The organism is Heyndrickxia ginsengihumi, from assembly GCF_011008565.1.
In the GTDB taxonomy this organism is placed as follows: Bacteria; Bacillota; Bacilli; order Bacillales; family Bacillaceae_C; genus Weizmannia; species Weizmannia ginsengihumi.
Genome location: NZ_JAAIWK010000013.1, coordinates 75266 through 92496, shown reverse-complemented (window position 1 = coordinate 92496; position 17231 = coordinate 75266). Strand labels below are relative to the sequence as shown.

17 protein-coding genes are annotated in these 17231 nt (G+C 36.1%); 3 read left to right on the top strand and 14 right to left on the bottom strand.

Features of this window, described 5'->3' with window-relative positions; translation table 11 throughout:
- Positions 1–448: 448 nt before the first annotated feature.
- From perR to G4D61_RS09600, 5 genes are all read right to left on the bottom strand, one after another.
- On the bottom strand, positions 449–895 hold the full coding sequence (gene perR, locus G4D61_RS09620) for a peroxide-responsive transcriptional repressor PerR (protein WP_025727974.1): 447 nt from the start codon (positions 893–895) through the stop codon (positions 449–451).
- A 150-nt stretch (positions 896–1045) separates the two neighbouring features.
- Positions 1046–1597, bottom strand: coding sequence for a cob(I)yrinic acid a,c-diamide adenosyltransferase (locus tag G4D61_RS09615; protein WP_025727976.1), 552 nt, complete (start codon positions 1595–1597; stop codon positions 1046–1048).
- Position 1598: 1 nt separating this feature from the next.
- Positions 1599–2555: a D-2-hydroxyacid dehydrogenase gene (locus G4D61_RS09610; RefSeq protein ID WP_163173803.1), complete on the bottom strand. Its 957-nt coding sequence runs from the start codon at positions 2553–2555 to the stop codon at positions 1599–1601.
- Positions 2556–2784: 229 nt separating this feature from the next.
- Positions 2785–3237, bottom strand: coding sequence for a thioredoxin-dependent thiol peroxidase (bcp, locus tag G4D61_RS09605; RefSeq protein WP_025727981.1), 453 nt, complete (start codon positions 3235–3237; stop codon positions 2785–2787).
- 37 nt (positions 3238–3274) lie between these two features.
- Positions 3275–3679, bottom strand: coding sequence for an ion channel (locus G4D61_RS09600; RefSeq protein ID WP_025727983.1), 405 nt, complete (start codon positions 3677–3679; stop codon positions 3275–3277).
- A 212-nt stretch (positions 3680–3891) separates the two neighbouring features.
- Between G4D61_RS09600 and G4D61_RS09595 the strand changes: the two genes are divergently transcribed.
- From G4D61_RS09595 to G4D61_RS09585, 3 genes are all read left to right on the top strand, one after another.
- Positions 3892–5184 (top strand): glutamate-1-semialdehyde 2,1-aminomutase, encoded by a 1293-nt coding sequence (locus G4D61_RS09595; RefSeq protein WP_025727984.1) that lies wholly within the window; start codon positions 3892–3894, stop codon positions 5182–5184.
- A gap of 475 nt (positions 5185–5659) precedes the next feature.
- Positions 5660–6745, top strand: a complete 1086-nt coding sequence (locus tag G4D61_RS09590; protein WP_163173801.1) for an aromatic acid exporter family protein — start codon at positions 5660–5662, stop codon at positions 6743–6745.
- Positions 6746–7177: 432 nt separating this feature from the next.
- Positions 7178–7840 carry an MOSC domain-containing protein gene (locus tag G4D61_RS09585; RefSeq protein ID WP_035348501.1) on the top strand — a complete coding sequence of 221 codons (663 nt, stop codon included), beginning with the start codon at positions 7178–7180 and terminating at the stop codon, positions 7838–7840.
- Between the two features lie 199 nt (positions 7841–8039).
- On the opposite strand, the gene G4D61_RS09580 is transcribed toward G4D61_RS09585, so the two are convergent.
- The 9 genes from G4D61_RS09580 to gltC form a co-directional block, all read right to left on the bottom strand.
- Positions 8040–9782: an ABC transporter ATP-binding protein gene (locus G4D61_RS09580; protein ID WP_163173799.1), complete on the bottom strand. Its 1743-nt coding sequence runs from the start codon at positions 9780–9782 to the stop codon at positions 8040–8042.
- A gap of 160 nt (positions 9783–9942) precedes the next feature.
- Entirely contained in the window at positions 9943–10473 is a 531-nt protein-coding gene (gene ntdP / locus G4D61_RS09575; RefSeq protein WP_163173797.1) for a nucleoside tri-diphosphate phosphatase, read from the bottom strand.
- 198 nt (positions 10474–10671) lie between these two features.
- On the bottom strand, positions 10672–11907 hold the full coding sequence (locus tag G4D61_RS09570; RefSeq protein WP_163173795.1) for an L-lactate MFS transporter: 1236 nt from the start codon (positions 11905–11907) through the stop codon (positions 10672–10674).
- 166 nt (positions 11908–12073) lie between these two features.
- On the bottom strand, positions 12074–12820 hold the full coding sequence (locus G4D61_RS09565; RefSeq protein WP_035354746.1) for a LytR/AlgR family response regulator transcription factor: 747 nt from the start codon (positions 12818–12820) through the stop codon (positions 12074–12076).
- Complete coding sequence (locus G4D61_RS09560) at positions 12817–14463, bottom strand: LytS/YhcK type 5TM receptor domain-containing protein (protein WP_163173811.1); 1647 nt, start codon at positions 14461–14463, stop codon at positions 12817–12819. Before G4D61_RS09560 ends, G4D61_RS09565 begins: the two co-directional genes overlap by 4 nt.
- Positions 14464–14801: 338 nt before the next feature.
- Complete coding sequence (locus tag G4D61_RS09555) at positions 14802–15008, bottom strand: YgaB family protein (protein WP_025728000.1); 207 nt, start codon at positions 15006–15008, stop codon at positions 14802–14804.
- Positions 15009–15134: 126 nt separating this feature from the next.
- Complete coding sequence (locus G4D61_RS09550) at positions 15135–15347, bottom strand: gamma-type small acid-soluble spore protein (RefSeq protein WP_051476262.1); 213 nt, start codon at positions 15345–15347, stop codon at positions 15135–15137.
- Positions 15348–15478: 131 nt separating this feature from the next.
- On the bottom strand, positions 15479–16231 hold the full coding sequence (fabL, locus tag G4D61_RS09545) for an enoyl-[acyl-carrier-protein] reductase FabL (protein ID WP_025728004.1): 753 nt from the start codon (positions 16229–16231) through the stop codon (positions 15479–15481).
- 49 nt (positions 16232–16280) lie between these two features.
- Positions 16281–17186: a glutamate biosynthesis transcriptional regulator GltC gene (gltC, locus tag G4D61_RS09540; RefSeq protein ID WP_025728006.1), complete on the bottom strand. Its 906-nt coding sequence runs from the start codon at positions 17184–17186 to the stop codon at positions 16281–16283.
- Positions 17187–17231: the final 45 nt, after the last annotated feature.

Here is a 17231-nt window from a genome sequence, read left to right as displayed (position 1 = left end):
CATTATTATAAGCTAAAAAGACAGTTAAAGGTTTAATTTATTCAACCTTTAACCGTCTAATAATTTAATGGACTTTTTCAGTGCCCTCGCTGCACGCATGTGGGGTCTTAGCAATTCCGCTCATCCCGCAGGAGTCTTGCATCCTCTTCCGCTCCTATCAACCTTATACAGAGTTTAAACAAAACAAATTATTTAATAACATTAATTCTTTATAAATATTTTATTTATAAACTTCATCGTTGTTCATTAAAAAGAGTTGTTGGTTGCACTCTAGGATGCTCGCTTTCCGCAGGGGCAAATGTTGTGCCTTCTCGGCGCTGTCCGCTTGCGGGTCTCACACTCTCCGCTCCTCTCTGCTTTATACATGACTATCTTTTAGAAAAGGACTTTTTTCAAATGGAAAAGAAACATAAAAAAAGAACTGGAAAACCAGTTCGCTACCTTTTTGTTATTTACTGCTGCGTTTTTTAACACATTCAGGACAAGTTCCGTATACTTCCATACGATGATGGCTTACTTTAAACCCAGTAACTTGTGCTGCCAATTGCTCTACTTCGTCTAAACCAGGATAGTGAAAATCGACAATCTTTCCACAATCTTCACAGATAATGTGATAATGGCTGGACGTCACAAAATCAAAACGACTAGAAGCATCCCCGTAGGTTAATTCTTTTACTAAACCTATCTCCCGGAACACGCGCAAGTTATTATAAACTGTGGCCACACTCATGTTAGGAAATTTCCCCTCTAATGCCTTGTATATTTCATCGGCCGTTGGATGTGACATGGACTGAATTAAATATTCCAAAATCGCATGACGCTGAGGGGTGATGCGAACGCCTGATTCTTTCAGCGTTTCCAACGCTTGCTTCATCTGATGCTCTGACACCGTCATGCACCTCTTTTCTCCTAAGTATCATTCTCAATTTATAATATTTATAAATAAGTTTACAAAAAAACATACCTATTTGTCAAATAAATCGTGATAAATAAAGCATTTATTTGCCTTCTCGATAACGTTTTTTCTTACTTATTGTGATAATGATCAACGAAATATATGCAATGTTTGTTCTTGAGCTCCTAAACAAGTGTTTATATATCTTGCAGCAACAAATAAAAAATCAGATAAACGATTTAAAAATGCCAATACTAACGGATTTACTTCTTCAATATTCATGCAATTACGTTCCGCCCGTCTAACTACCGTTCTAGCAACATGAAGGGCAGCACCTGAAGGATGACCTCCTGGTAAAATAAATGTCGTTAATGGCTTAAGTTGCTCATTCCATTGATCAATAATCGTTTCAAGCTGACGAATATGTTCTTCCTCTAATTTCCAATGAACCTCTTTACCACGAGGAGTTGACAGCTCCGCCCCTACATGAAAAAGAACTGTTTGTACTTGCTGAAATACTGATTCAACATCCCTTTTTTCGGAGAAGCTTTCTGCCTGCAAATAGCTCAAAGCCAGACCGATCATTGAATTTGCTTCATCACATGTGCCATAAGCCTCTACACGTGCATCATTTTTATAAACACGCTCACCATAAACGAGTGACGTCATGCCTTTATCCCCAGTACGCGTATATATTTTCATTTTAATACCCCTTTTCAATATCCACTACATTTATATATTGTTGCTTCTCTTCCTTCTGCAAATAAGACGATAAATTTTCTTTAAAAATTGCCATCGCCCGCGGCAAATAATGTTCAGAATGACTGGATAAATGCGGTGTGATCGTTAAGTTTTTCATATTCCAAAAAGGATGATCAGCTGGCAGTGGCTCCTTTTTAAACACATCTAAATAAGCATGGGCAATTTCCTGATTTAATAATGCATCGATAAGTACAGATTCTTCAACGACATCACCACGGCCAATATTAATAAATACGGCAGATTCTTTCATTTTTTGAAAATGTTCATATTGGTAAATATGGACCGTCTCTTTCGTACTCGGCAGTATTGATACAATATAGTCTGCCTCAGGTAATGCCTCTTTCAGCGAATCCAATTGGATAACTTCATCGACATGATCGACCATTTTTCCACTGCGATTAACACCTATCACCTTCATGCCGAATGCTTGTGAAATTCGTGCTATTTCCTGTCCAATTGCCCCCGTACCGACAATCATTATGCATTGTTCATTAATTTCTTGAGTCTTCAAAGTATGATTCCAAACTCGTTGATTTTGTAACAATGATAAATTATGAATTCCCTTTGCATGATGAAGAATGTATGCAAACGTGAATTCAGCCATCGGTTTTTTATGTATTCCACGCGCATTTGTAACCATGATTTGCTGTTCTTGAATAGAATCGAGCGGCATTTTCTCCAGCCCTGCCGAGACCACCATAATCCACTTTAAATGATGGGCATTGTTAATATGCTGCGGAGTTAGATCCTCTCCAAAAGTAACAATGACTTCCGCTTCTCCCCAAATAGACTGCCCCTCTTCAATCTGATTAAAGTAATGAAAGCGAATATCCGGAAAAGATTGTTGCAACTCTTTCTGCATCTCAATAGGAGGCTTAAATGTAAAAATGATGTTCATAGAAAGTACCCCTTTCCTTTTAAGCAATTTTGCAAAATAAAATGAATGCTATGTAAGAAATAGTAAAAAGACTGTCTCTAAAAGCTCCCTGCCATAAACAGCGGTGTAAAGCTTTTATAAATAGAGACAGCCAATATCGTGACTTTTCTTGAGGAGGTATGCCCTACGATAATATATGTATCTGTATAATGTTGGCGTGGACATAAGCCGTTTTTCTAACAAATAGGCTTTAATGCAACTGTTCTTTAATAAAATTCAATGCTTCCTCAACGTGGCCTTTCACCTTTACTTTTCTCCACTCTTTGACGATTTCTCCGTCTTTATTAATAATAAAGGTGGAGCGTTCAATCCCCATATATTCTTTGCCAAAATTCTTTTTCAGCTTCCAAACGCCGTAAGCTTCAGCCACTTGATGATCTTCATCTGCTAAAAGTAAAAATGGTAAACCATGCTTCTCTGTAAACGTTTGGTGTTTTTGCACTGGATCAGGGCTGATTCCTAAAATCACTGCATCTAGATCAGAAAAATTTTCATAATGATCGCGGAAGTCACAAGCCTCTGTTGTACAACCTGGCGTCATATCTTTCGGATAAAAATAAAGAACAACATGCTTTTTGCCACGATAATCAGACAATGTGATATGTTCACCATTCGTTGCCTGTAAAGTAAAATCAGGTGCCATATTTCTCGCTCCTTTTGTATTCACATTTTAATTATGTTTACTTCTTTCCAGTATCTAATAAAGATTTTACCATAAATGTAGCCGGTATCGTATATCCGAGCAACGACTCAATAACAGCTAACAATCGCGCGATTCCAATTGGAACAACATCACCGAAGCCAACTGAAAACAATGTCACTGCACTTAAATACATATACGTCAATAATCTCTCTATATAATGTCCTGTTAATACATGTCCATGATCTAACGCAATAGGAAATCCGATAATATCCAAAATCATATATAACAACCCAAAACCGATCATAATATTTGTGTATGTAAAGGATAGAAAAAGGAAATTATCAAAAGAAACTTGTCTATATTTTAATTTCGATGTAAAAAATAGCGTCTTTAAGCTCATCACAATACAGATAACAACTAGTATTCCAAAGATAATGAACATACAAATGCCCCTTTTGATTTCACGCTTCTTTATAAAGACAAATTTTTATACCATGTTACGCTCGTCCCTCACAACTTATGCTTCAGAAATTGTTTTTCACACTGGACGAGTACGAATGAGAGGTCTACAATAAAGTTGGTGTAAATTGTAAAAAATAAACAAATATAGATCATCACTTAAAACATTTCATAAACATGCTAGGAGGTATTGCATTGAATTTCACTAAATCTGAAACATTACATACAGAAGCTTTAGAGCATATTGTCGGTGGCGTAAATAGTCCTTCACGTTCTTACAAAGCAGTTGGCGGCGGTTCACCAGTTGCTATGAGTAAAGGTGACGGAGCCTATTTTTATGATGTTGACGGAAACCGTTATATAGACTATTTAGCTGCGTACGGCCCAATTATTACAGGCTTTAACCATCCTCATATTGTTAAAGCAATTCAATTTGCAGCCCAAAACGGTGTACTGTATGGTACCCCAACTCCATTTGAAGTAACATTTGCAAAAATGATTAAAGAAGCCATGCCAGCATTGGATAAAGTGCGCTTCGTAAACTCTGGAACAGAAGCGGTTATGACGACCATTCGTGTTGCTCGTGCTTACACTGGCCGCGATAAAATTATTAAATTTGAAGGCTGTTATCATGGACATTCAGATCTTGTACTCGTTGCCGCGGGTTCTGGGCCTTCTCAGTTAGGAATGCCAGATTCTGCCGGTGTTACAAAGGCAATTGCTAAAGAAGTCATTACCGTTCCTTTCAACGAAACGGACTCATTAAAAGAAGCATTGGATAAATGGGGAGATGAAGTTGCTGCTGTCCTCGTTGAGCCAATTGTCGGCAACTTCGGTATTGTTCAGCCGAAACCTGGATTTTTAGAAAAAGTAAATGAGTTAACACATCAAGCTGGCGCACTCGTCATATATGATGAAGTCATTACTGCGTTCCGTTTTATGTATGGCGGTGCTCAAAATCTTTTAGGAGTCACCCCTGACTTAACAGCAATGGGAAAAATTATCGGCGGCGGTCTCCCAATTGGAGCATACGGCGGTAAAAAAGAAATTATGGAAACAGTAGCACCTCTAGGTCCTGCCTATCAGGCTGGTACAATGGCAGGAAACCCTGCATCGATGTTGGCAGGAATTGCTTGCTTAGAAGTATTGCAGCAAGATGGCGTGTACGAACAACTAGATCGCCTCGGTGCAATGTTAGAAGATGGACTGAATGCAGCTGCTAAAAAGCACCAAGTTCCTGTAACGATCAACCGTTTAGTCGGTGCACTTACTGTCTATTTCACCGATCAACCGGTTGAAAATTATAAACAAGCTGAAGCAACTGACGGCGAAATGTTCGGTAAATTCTTCAAGCTTATGCTGAACCAAGGAATTAATCTTGCCCCTTCAAAATATGAAGCATGGTTTATTACAACTGCTCATACAGAAGAAGATATTAAAGAAACAATAAAAGCTGCGGATTACGCCTTTTCACAATTAAAAGCTTAATATTAATAAAGAAACCTTGGCTAGATGAAAGCCAAGGTTTCTTTATACTCAAATCTTACTTGATGCATGTCGATTTTTGCACTTTTTGTAACAAAAATGTCCAATAAAAATAATACATTCTAATAGACAGTCATGCTATAATAACATTATTTTTAATGAGGATAAATAAATGAAAAGGAGTCTAATTATCTACGCATGACAAGCTTTCTATTCTCACTTCTACATAAAAAAACTACTCTGTTAAAAAAAGAGAATAATCTAAAAAAATTCTACTTGCCAAACTTTACAAATCATTGTATATTACTACTCTATTGCACGAATAACTTCCATATTTTATATAATAGGTGGACCGGTCTTTTGCTAGTTGTTTACCAAAAGTGAATCGTTGGTTTACTTTATGATTTTATGGGATATTAAAGATAAACAGCTTAAATAAAAACAATTTGGAATACATGAAGAAAGGAATATTTTAACTATGAGGGTTGGAGCCCGCATTTTTAAAACTGGTATTGCTATCACATTGGCGTTATTTATTGCAAAATTATTAAATATGCCATCACCGGTATTCGCAGGAATTGCCGCTACTTTTGCTATTAAACCGACAATTTATCGTTCTTATTTATCGATCATTGAGCAAGTACAAGGAAACGTAATTGGTGCAATTATTGCCGTTATCCTCTTTATGGCATTTGGAAATCATTTAATTATTGTTGGCTTCGGAGCAATTATTATTATCATCTTAATGCTGAAGTTAAAATTAGAAAACAATGTAAGTCTTGCCCTTGTTACGATGATTGTCATTATGGAAACGCCTGGAGAAAACTTTTTACAAGTTGCAGGTATTCGTTTCTCAACGCTTTTTCTCGGAATTATGAGTTCTTTTATTGTGAATTTAATATTTTTACCGCCAAAGTACGAAAAAAAATTATATGTTCGAATTGCACATGTTACGGAAGACTTGCTGAAATTCATCCGCATTACTTCCCGTCATGAAGTGGATTACAGCTTATTAAAAGATGAAATTCCAGAAATTAAAGAACGTGTCTACAAAGTTGAACAATTGTATACATTATTTAAGGAAGACCGTGCTTATTCTAAGAAGAAAAAACATGATGTCCAACGAAAAATAGTTCTTTATAAACAGATGGTAACAATTTTAAATTTAAGTTTTATCATTCTTAAACGTTTGTATCATTATAAAAATGATATCGTTCATCTCCCTAAAGAGATTCAAGAGATGATCCAGGAACAAATTGAATTTTTAGTAAACGAGCATGAAAAATTATTGTTAATGTTTTTAGGAAAAGTGAAAGGAAACGCAGAAAATCAAAAAATAGGAGATCAGCAGCGCAATGAATTGATGGATTTATTTCATCAAAAACTGAAGGATGAAACATTCCGGGCTGATTTACAGTCATATCATATTATGAATTTATTGGCCTTGCTTGTCGACTACCAAGAAGAGCTTGAACACTTGGAGAAATTAATTGATGTGTTCCAAACTTATCATAAACACAACAACCAAAATGATATCACTTTAGCTGAATTAGATGAGCAATAATAAGAAAATATTATATCTAGGTGTCTCTACTTAAAAAAAGACAGCTTTAAAACGTCCCCCATTGAATGTATATTTGATGGGGTTTTCTGCTTTTTAGCCTAGAACAAAATGTAGTAAATAAGCTATGTTCTATATGCAAAAGACACTATAAAAAGCAGCGACTAAAGGGGAAACACTTCATTGGTTCGGAGAAGCGTCCGCTCGACTCCTGCGGGAACAGCAAGACAGGCGAGACCCTGCAGGAGCGTAGCGACGAAGCAGCTCGGCGCTTACCCGCGGAAATCTTCGGAGAACCATTATCAAGCCCAAATAAAAAAAGACTGAATTTTTTATGGGCAATTTTAAAAATCGTGATTGTACAACTTTCTCTTTGTACAAAACTGAAAAAGTGGTAATATTTTGATAACAGATCTTTCATAAGGAGCATAGGAAATGAAAAAGCGAGCAATTCCAGAGATCATCACATTTTCAATTGGGCTACCAAAGAAGATGCAGTACAGTGGCGGGAAAGAAATGGATACTGGTATTTGTAAAGAATCCATTGAAGAAGCCTTTTTAACAAAAGATGGCTTTTACGGAGATGGCGTTTCAAATACACGTTATCATGGCGGAGTTGACCGCGCCGTATGTATCTATCCTTACGAACATTATTTATTATGGGAAGAAGAATTCAAAACGGCCCTGCCTTCCTCCACTTTCGGTGAAAACCTTACAGTTACCAATATGTTAGAGAAAGATGTCCATATTGGTGATATTTTCGAGATTGGCGAAGCAATCATTCAAATCACCCAAGGTAGAATCCCTTGCGATACGATTAATAAAAGAACAGGAATTCCGCTCCTTAATAGAATGGTGGAAACTGGCTTTACAGGATATTTATGCCGTGTCTTAAAAGAAGGAACCGTTAGAAAAGATTCAAAGATTACTTTAATCGAGCCGCATCCGAAACAAATTTCCGTTCAATTCGGAAATGATCTTTATTTCCATTCTCCGCAAGATGTAGAAGGAATAAAGAAGATATTAGCAGTTGAAGAACTAGCTGATAATTGGCGGGAAAAATTAAACAAGAGATTAGCAAAATTAAACCCTGCCTAAAGCCTGTCGGTATTAAAAAAGGCCGGGACAAAACTCAAAGGAGGTAAGCTAAAGACGACCATTGCACAAAGCAGCTCCGGAAATATACTTCCTGCGGCCGTAGCAAGCGAAGTATATTTCCGGAGCTGGATTAGAGCGCAATATTCATGTTTTCTTTAGTTAACATCTTTTTGTCCCAGCCTCTGATCAAATACACCATCTATGCATCCAGCTGCTGTATTTGAAATAAATTGTAATAGAGCCCCTGCTTGTTCATCAATTGCCCATGTGTACCCATTTCCTTTATTTCCCCATCTTCAATTAAAATGATACGATCTGCATGTGTAATCGTTGATAGACGATGAGCTACGATAAATGTCGTACGATTTTTCGCTAACTTATCGAGTGCTTCTTGAATCAAATGTTCACTCTCTAAATCTAATGCAGACGTCGCTTCATCAAGTATGAGGATAGGAGGATTTTTCAAAAACACTCTTGCAATCGCGATTCTCTGCTTTTGCCCTCCTGATAGTTTAACGCCTCTTTCCCCTACTTTCGTATCGTATCCTTCTGATAGACCTGTAATAAATTCGTGCGCATTTGCAGCAATCGCTGCTTGAACGACCTCTTCTTCAGATGCATTTGGGTTTCCAAGTAAAATATTCGATCGCACGGACTCACTAAACAAGATATTATCTTGAAGCACCATCCCAATTTTATCTCTTAAACTTCGCACTTTAAATTCACGAATGTCGACACCGTCTAAGAAAATCTTCCCTTCCGTCACATCATAAAAACGTGGAATCAAACTGACAAGCGATGATTTACCGCCTCCACTCATTCCGACTAGTGCTACAGTTTCACCGGCACGAATGTTTAAATCAATATCTTTTAATATCGGCTCTTTGTCATAACTAAAGCTAACATGATCAAACTGAATATCACCGCGTACATGATTGCATTCTTTTGGATTTGGGAGATCATCAATATCATAAGTTTCATCCATTAACTCAAATACTCTGTCCATTGAAGCGAAAGCCTGTGTTAATGTTGTCCCAGAATTCACTAGTCGTCTCAGTGGACTATACAAATTATCGATATATGCAATAAATGCAGCTAATGTACCAACAGTAAGACTTCCTTTAATTACTAAATATCCTGAAACAAAAATAATTAACAGCGGTGCGATATCTGTTATCGTATTAACGACAGCGAATGATTTTGCCGTCCAGCGAGTATGTGCCAAAGCCTTTTGTAAAAAATTAGCGTTATGTTGGTTAAATTGCTTTTGTTCGTGATCTTCAATCGCAAAGCTTTTAATAACTGCCATTCCTTGTACACGCTCATGTAAATAGCCTTGTACCTCTGCTAATGCTTGCGAACGTTTTCTCGTTAAAGAGCGCATATTTCCGAAAAAATATTTAACAGATATAATATAAAATGGAAATACAATTAATGAGATCAGTGTTAAACGTGCATCCATTAAAAACATCATTACAATGGCAATGAGTACTGTCGTCATATCGAGCCACACATTCATTAGCCCTGTAATAACAAAGTCTTTTGTTTGTTCAACATCATTGATGACACGGGAGATGACTTCTCCTGCACGTGTATTTGCATAAAATTTAAAACTTAGTTTTTGTAAATGCGTAAATAAACGGTCACGCATATCAAATAAAATTTTACTTGCCGTCCATTGGGCAAAATATTGACGATAATATTCAATCGGCGGCCTAAGTAATACAAAAATGGCAAGCATAATGGACATAATCCATACGAGCTTGTGCATTTTCGCATCGACGGACAGTGCACCATTGCCGATAATATCGTCAATCACATATTTAATAAGCAGTGGAATTAAAAGCGGAATGGCAAACTTCATAATGCCAATAATAATGGTCGCAACTATTTGCATCCAATAAGGTTTTACAAAATTCATGTATCTTTTAATACTATTCACAACAAACCCTCCGAACTGAGGAAAATCTAAATCTATAGAATGCAGTAATGCTGTCTTTTATTAATTTTTAAAAGCCTATGGAACATAAATGCCAGAACATCTACGATGATGAAATAGACCATAAAAAAACCTGTTGGTGAGAACAACAGGTTAGAACTGTTTAACGAAGATATGTTAAATAGCGTTCATACCACAGATCAATGAAATCTGGAGAAAAAGGGCCTTTTCGCTGTCTTATCCAACGAATCAAATGATCGACATTGCGTTTTAAAATTTGATCAATCACATCTGGATAACCCATTTTTTTACGATGATATTCATATTCATCCTCATCTAAAACCGTATATGTCATATCTGGAAAAACCTTTACATCAAGATCGTAATCAATATACTTTAGTGCTTCCTCATCATAAATAAAAGGTGATCCTAAATTACAATAGTAGTATATCCCATCTTCGCGAATCATACCAATAATATTGAACCAATAATCGGCATGAAAATAACAGATGGCAGGTTCTCTTGTAATCCAAGTTCTCCCATCCGACTCGGTTACAAGCGTACGATCATTCGCACCAATGACTAATGATTTTGTGCTTTTTAATACGGTCGTTTCTTCCCATATGCGGTGAATATGACCATCGTGTTTATAGCTCTGAATTTGTACTTTATCACCCTCGCTGGGAATCCCCATAGTCTCAAGCCTACTTTCATCAATTTTCCATTTCCTATGTATAAATATAATATTTATATTATTATAACGGTTTATTTTAAATTTTAAAACAAAAGAACCCTAATTAATAAAATTAGGGCATATATTAGAGCAATTTTACTAATTTAGTCATTAATTATTAAATCAAAATGGAACTGTGAAAATAGGCCATATGAACAGTTATCTTGTATGCGGTCTTGCATGATGGATATGTTTCCGCAACCCTTTCCATTTTAATCCTGGTTCTTTACCTGGAGCTTTAATTGCTAAAGTAATAATAAAGGATATCAAGCATAAAACGGCGATAAATTTAAATGTCGGCATAAAACCGCCAAGTGCTGCGGCAATTAATGATCCTGATATTGCCCCAATCCCAAATCCTTGATAAATAACAGAATAGTTTTTACTTTGATTGTTCAAACCAAAATAATCAGAAACAATCGCTGGGAAAATGGTTATGTTCCCGCCGAAACAGAAGGCGATTGCAGCTACACATATAAAGAATAGAGGAAAATTCAGGTGGACATAGCTTAATGTTAACACTGCGAGTGCTGTAACAAGCAATGTACCTGAGATCACTCTCATACGTCCAACATGGTCGGATAATGTGCCAAGTATAATCCTTCCTATTGTATTAAATATTGCCACAAGTGCAACTGCATTACTTGCGGTCGCCGCATTCAATCCAGCTAAACTTACACCAATATCTTTTACGATACCGATTAAATATAAGCCGCTCATACATGCCGTGAAGAAGATGACAAACAATAAGTATGCTTGTTTTGTTTTCAACATTTCTTTTACAGAATAATCATGTTCTACATGATTGTTCACCATCTTTTTATTTTCACTATTTGCTGCTTCCTTAATTAGAAATGCTCCGCCTGCAACTAAGATAATTGAAATAATTCCCCAGCATAAGAATGCAGTTGAAACACCTAAATGATTAATGAATGCACCATTAACATATTTGAAGAGCAAGCTGCCTGTACCATAAGCTCCGACAGAAACGCCAGAAATAAGTCCTTTTTTCTCTGGGAACCATTTAATTAAATTGGATAAAGAAGTAATATAGGCCGTACCGTCAGCAAACCCAACAAATATTCCAGCTAACAAATAAAGCAACCACAGTGAAGAAATAAACGAGCTAAGTATTAATCCTATCCCTAGTAAACATCCTGCACTAATAATTAGCCTCCGGATTCCCCATTTTTCTTGAAGCTTTGTCGCGAATAATGTAGAGAAAGAAAGCGCTAAACTTAATATCGAAAAAGTAATAGCGACCGATCGTAATGACCATCCATATTTATCAACTAATGGCTGATTGAATAAACTCCATGTATAAACAGTACCGAGACCGATTTGAACGATAATTGTTCCTAAAACGATCAAGCTGCGATGTTCGTTGCCTTTCATTTTATGTCTCCTCCTTCAGCTTCAGCTATAGCTTGTCCATTACCTGCATTATAATACTTAAAAGCAAAAAGAAAGCGATTTCAGAATGAACGGTATATAATTTGGTATAAGCGGTAAAGAAAAAATGCAGCTTAAGCTTTGTAAAAACTTAAACTGCATTCATTACTTACAAATTCATTACTTCCTTAAATTCCTTTACTTTTCTTCTGCTGACAGGTATTTCTGCTTCTAATTCAGTTAAACGAAGTAAATAGGTTTGATTAAACCAAAGGACAATTTCGCGAATTTTAGAGAGGTTAACAATATATGAACGATGACAACGAAAAAAAAGATCTTGCGGCACTAAAGCATGAAATTCAGATATGTTCATCGGCATTTTATACACTTCGTTTTTCGTATAAACCATTGTGAACTTTTCTTGTGCTGAACAATAATAAATATCATTTACGTCTGTTACAATTATTTTCTCGTCTTTTCGTAAGTTAATACGCGTCGTACTTTTGTGACGATGTATTTCAGCATTGCCCTCTACCTGCATGTTAACTTGATCCCGATTGTACGCGTTCTCTAGCTTTTTTAGCATCGTGGCAATCCGTTTTTCCTCATAAGGTTTCAAAATATAGTCAAAACCTTCAAGCTCAAATGCTTCGGCTGCATGTTCCTTATATGCTGTTGTAAAAATAATATATGGTTTTCGAGAAAATTTACTAATATTTCCCGCTAATAGCATTCCATCTAAAGAAGGGATATTGATATCAAGAAAGATTGCATCGGTTTCCTCTTTTTGCAAAAACTTTAGAACATCCAGGCCATCTTCAAAAACGTCTGTCACTTCAATATCACTATATGTCTCAATCAAATATTGTAACTCTTCGCGTGCTGGAATTTCATCTTCTACAATAATGGCCTTCATCTCAAACTCTCCTTCGCAATATCAAAATAAACCTCCGTTCCTTTCGAAAGTCTATGTATAACGAGCCCTTGTCCATAAATTAGTTTTACACGCCGATAAACATTATACAAGCCAATTTGATTGTTAGGTACATCATCTTTATACACTCGCTCGATTACCTTTTCAGGTATTCCTGCCCCTGTATCTTTTACACTAATTCGAATATATTTTTGTAAATCTTTTACCGAAATCATAACAGTTCCCGGTCCCTTCACTTTTAAAATACCATGATTAATAGCATTCTCAACAAGTGGCTGAAGTGTAAGACTCGGAATTTGTACAGCTACCTCATCAATATCATATTCAACTTGCAGCCTGCTACCGAAACGGGCCTTTTCAATTTCCACGTAGTTGCGGACTTGCTGTAATTCTTTTGTAATATCAATAAACTCATCATTTAACTCTAGATTAAATCTCATAAAACCAGATAAATTTGTAATAAGCTGCCGTGCCTTTTCCGGATCTTTCCGAATTGTGGAGGCAATAGCATTCAACGTATTAAACAAAAAATGCGGATGAATGTTTGTCTGCAGTGCCTTCCATTCTGCTTTTTTTGCCTCCTGCTGTATTTCCTCAATACGTGATACTTCCATAAGTGTTGATATAATTTGCGCAAGGCCGATTGCCATCGTCTGCAATGAATATGTAATTTTATATGCTTTGCGATAATAAATTTTTAGTGCCCCTGTGACCTCGTCCCTTTCCTTTAACGGAATGATTAATAAACATTTAATTTCAGGTATTTGCTCATCTATAATATGATTACGAATGGTTATTTCTCCCGTTTGAATTGCTAATTTCGTTAAATCACTCGTAATTTCATGTCCAGCCTTATTCCTTTCCTCCCCAAATCCAACGTAAGCTAAAATATGCTGAGTATCTGTAATTGAAACTGCATCCGCTTTAATATCATTTTTTATAATCGTACAGATCGTTTTCAACGAGTCTTTATTAATTGAGCGAAAATAAGGCAATGTTTTATTCGCGATATCTAATGCTAGTTTTGCCTGTTTTGCTGCAATTAATTTTCTTTCCTCCTCAACCTTTTGAACAAATAAAATAATTAAGCCAATATTTACATCTCCAGCAATCATCGGAAAAGCAATCTTTGAAACAATATCGGCACCAAGAGAATATGGCTCTGCAAAGAGAAGAATAAGCAGCATCGTTAGCACTTCACAAAACATACCGGCAGCAATTCCGGCAATCCAGCGCTTTGTTTTTTTCACCTTTCTGCTAATATAGCCTGATATAAACCCAGCAAGAATACTCGTAATTAAGCAAGGGACAGAAGTAATTCCGCCAATATCAATAAAATAACGATGTAATCCAGATATGATCCCTGTTAAAATGCCTACCCAAGGACCAAATAAAATTCCACCAGATACAATTGCAATAATACGAACATTCACGAGTGATCCTTCAACATGTATACCAGAGTATGTACCAAATATCGCAAAAGCACTAAAAATGAACGTAATTACAATAAGTTCAATTGCATTATGTCTTTCTTTTTGAAATATTTCTTTAAAACGCGGAACTCTTGTAATGAAAAATAAGCAAATAATGAGAAGGGCTGCGCGTTCGAATAGTTGCACAAGCATTTGCAATGATGTCACCAACTGGGAACCTCCTATATGTCTATATGTTCACACTTTATCCATTTTTAGTTTACTACTATTAAAGGGATACTTCAGTAGGAATATGAGGATGCATGAGATTAACATGGAGATTGTATTTTAATTAGAAGGAGTTAATTTCCGCTCCAGACTGCTCGCTTTTCCCGCAGGAGTCTCGCACCTTCCGCTCAATCAATAAGACATTAATCAATGATGATCTTTAAAAAGTCAAAACAATATAAAAAAGCATCCATTGCTTTAAGCATTGAATGCGAATCTTCGTTCCGAATCTGTCCGCTATTTTATAAACATTTCCTGCCAACTTATGTACATGATGATTTTAAAGTCTGAAACAGTTCAATTACTTTATATGTTTGAAGTTCAAATAACTCTTCATTTTCACAAAGATCTTTTTGAATTTCTGTGCGCTGTTGACTTTCGCGGTTCTCTTCTAGCTTTACCTGTAAATCTAATAATTTTTCCATCGTTAACATCTGTTCATAAACAAGCTGATCAAATTCGTTCACCATTAGATTCCTCCCTACATGCGCCATTATATAAATATTCTTTTCCCCTCGAAAATTTCCTTTGACTTCTTTTGTCGAATGAAAAAGAGACATCCAGCGAATTAGGATGCCTCTTTTTCATGTTATTCATTATTTACCAACGTTTTTAGATTTGTTAGCTTCAGCTTGTTGGTTTTGTTTTCTTACTTCTTGAGCGTTTGTTTCGCTTGCAAATTCAGTCCCAAATTGGCCTTGTGCGCCTTGAGCAGATTTTGCATTTTGTTTTCTTACTTCTTGAGCGTTTGTTTCACTTGCAAATTCAGTTCCAAATTGACCTTGAGCGGCTTTGTTTTTTTGATTCATGCTTATCACCTCCACGAATATTAATGTAACCAATGAACAAAAAATTATCCGATTTTTTTTTGAAGGGATTAAAAAAAAGATCTGATACAAAAAATAAAATGTACCAGATCTTACTTAAATAGATTTTAACCTTAAAGCATTAACAATGAGCGTCCTCCGTCGACAATAATCGTTTGACCTCTTATCATAAAGGCATCATCTGATAAGAGAAACTTAATCGTTTTAACCATATCATCGATTTGAACCATACGGCCAGCAGGTGTATTTTTCCGCGCATCTTCAAGCATTTCTTCTTGATTTGGAAAATGATTTAATGCATCTGTATCCAACACGCCGCCAGAAACAGCATTCACAATAATATTTTTCGGCGCCAATTCAACGGCTAAATAACGTGTTAAAGCCTCAACCGCTGCTTTCGAAACCCCTACACTTGTATAATTTTCTAAGTAGCGGATAGATCCTAAAGAACTTAAGCTGACGATCTTACCGCCGCCATTTAGCTCCATCAATTTAGCTGCCTCTTGTGAACAGAAGAGCAAGCCCTTACTATTAATATTCATCGTCCAGTTCCAATGTGATTCTTCTAATTCCATTGCTGGCCGTAAAACACCTGATGCCGCATTATTTACTAATACATCAAGGCGTCCATATGTATCGCGAATTTGTGTAAACATCTCTTTAATTTTTTGTACATCACCGATATTTGCTTTCACAAGCAATGCCTTGCGACCAAATTTTTCAATTTCTTCTGCTACTTCTAATGCTTTTGATTTACTGCGAGCATAGTTAATTACTAAATCATAGCCTTCTTTTGCTAATTCAATTGCAACCGCTCTGCCGATTCCTCTACTACTTCCTGTTACTAAAGCTACTTTATTTGACATATACAAACACCTTTCTGTAATGAATCCGTATAATTAACAATATGTGATTTTATATTTGAAAACGATGAAGGCGGTCATAAAATGAAATTAAAAACTCATAGAACATCTTCTCTGAAGGAGCCATTTCCCTTTTCTTAGGCATAATCACCCCAACAGGACGATTAAATTGATAATCATTAATTTCAGCAGTACCTACTTCTTTTGACAAATTAAATAATAACGTAGGCTCAGGAAGAATTGCAATACCTGTTCCACTGGCAACGAGTCCTTTAATGGTTTCCATATCTTCGCCTTCAAAAGCAATAATTGGCTCAAAGCCAGCTTGTTGACAAGCATTAAACAACATTTCCCGAATCGAAAACCCTGCCCGAAACGTAATAAACCGTTCAGATTTTAATTGTGACAACCGAATGATAGATTGATTTGCAAGCCAATGCTCTTGATGAAAAATTAACTTTAATTTTTCTGTAAATAAAATCTCGCCGTTTACAAGTGGGTCATCCGCTGGAACTGGAGCAGTTATTGCGATATCCAGTTCACCTTTTTCAATTAGATTAATTAAATAATTGGGCGTTCCTTGAATAAATTGATATTGTAGATCTGGATGCTCTTCACGAAATTGAGCAAAAAATACTGAAAATGGCTGGAAAGATAAACCTGTTGAAAATCCTAAACGGACAATTCCTGTTTCTGGATTTGTAAATTCTTCTATTCGTTGTTTTGCAATATTAATTTCATTTACAATTCTTTCCGAGTGTTTGAGAAAAACTTTTCCAATCTGGGTTAATTTTACGTTTCTCCCTTCACGAAAAAAAAGCGTGACTCCTAATTCGGACTCCAGTAATGAAATTTGTCGACTTATCGCTGATTGTGCAACATGAAGATCTTCTGCCGCCTTCGTTACATGCTCTCTTTTAGCCACTTCTATAAAATATGTTAGCTGACGTAATTCCACAAAAATCCCCACCAATCTAAACATGAGATTAATTTAATCTTAATA

Bases quoted from the DNA above. Each gene is read 5' to 3' on its own strand.
- perR (WP_025727974.1), bottom strand. From the start codon at position 895: ATGACGGTGTCAGAGCATCAGATGAAGCAAGCGTTGGAAACGCTGAAA.
- G4D61_RS09615 (WP_025727976.1), bottom strand. From the start codon at position 1,597: ATGAAAATATATACGCGTACTGGGGATAAAGGCATGACGTCACTCGTT.
- G4D61_RS09610 (WP_163173803.1), bottom strand. From the start codon at position 2,555: ATGAACATCATTTTTACATTTAAGCCTCCTATTGAGATGCAGAAAGAG.
- bcp (WP_025727981.1), bottom strand. From the start codon at position 3,237: ATGGCACCTGATTTTACTTTACAGGCAACGAATGGTGAACATATCACA.
- G4D61_RS09600 (WP_025727983.1), bottom strand. From the start codon at position 3,679: ATGTTCATTATCTTTGGAATACTAGTTGTTATCTGTATTGTGATGAGC.
- G4D61_RS09590 (WP_163173801.1), top strand. From the start codon at position 5,660: ATGAGGGTTGGAGCCCGCATTTTTAAAACTGGTATTGCTATCACATTG.
- G4D61_RS09585 (WP_035348501.1), top strand. From the start codon at position 7,178: ATGAAAAAGCGAGCAATTCCAGAGATCATCACATTTTCAATTGGGCTA.
- ntdP (WP_163173797.1), bottom strand. From the start codon at position 10,473: ATGGGGATTCCCAGCGAGGGTGATAAAGTACAAATTCAGAGCTATAAA.
- G4D61_RS09570 (WP_163173795.1), bottom strand. From the start codon at position 11,907: ATGAAAGGCAACGAACATCGCAGCTTGATCGTTTTAGGAACAATTATC.
- G4D61_RS09565 (WP_035354746.1), bottom strand. From the start codon at position 12,820: ATGAAGGCCATTATTGTAGAAGATGAAATTCCAGCACGCGAAGAGTTA.
- G4D61_RS09560 (WP_163173811.1), bottom strand. From the start codon at position 14,463: ATGCTTGTGCAACTATTCGAACGCGCAGCCCTTCTCATTATTTGCTTA.
- G4D61_RS09555 (WP_025728000.1), bottom strand. From the start codon at position 15,008: ATGGTGAACGAATTTGATCAGCTTGTTTATGAACAGATGTTAACGATG.
- G4D61_RS09550 (WP_051476262.1), bottom strand. From the start codon at position 15,347: ATGAATCAAAAAAACAAAGCCGCTCAAGGTCAATTTGGAACTGAATTT.
- fabL (WP_025728004.1), bottom strand. From the start codon at position 16,231: ATGTCAAATAAAGTAGCTTTAGTAACAGGAAGTAGTAGAGGAATCGGC.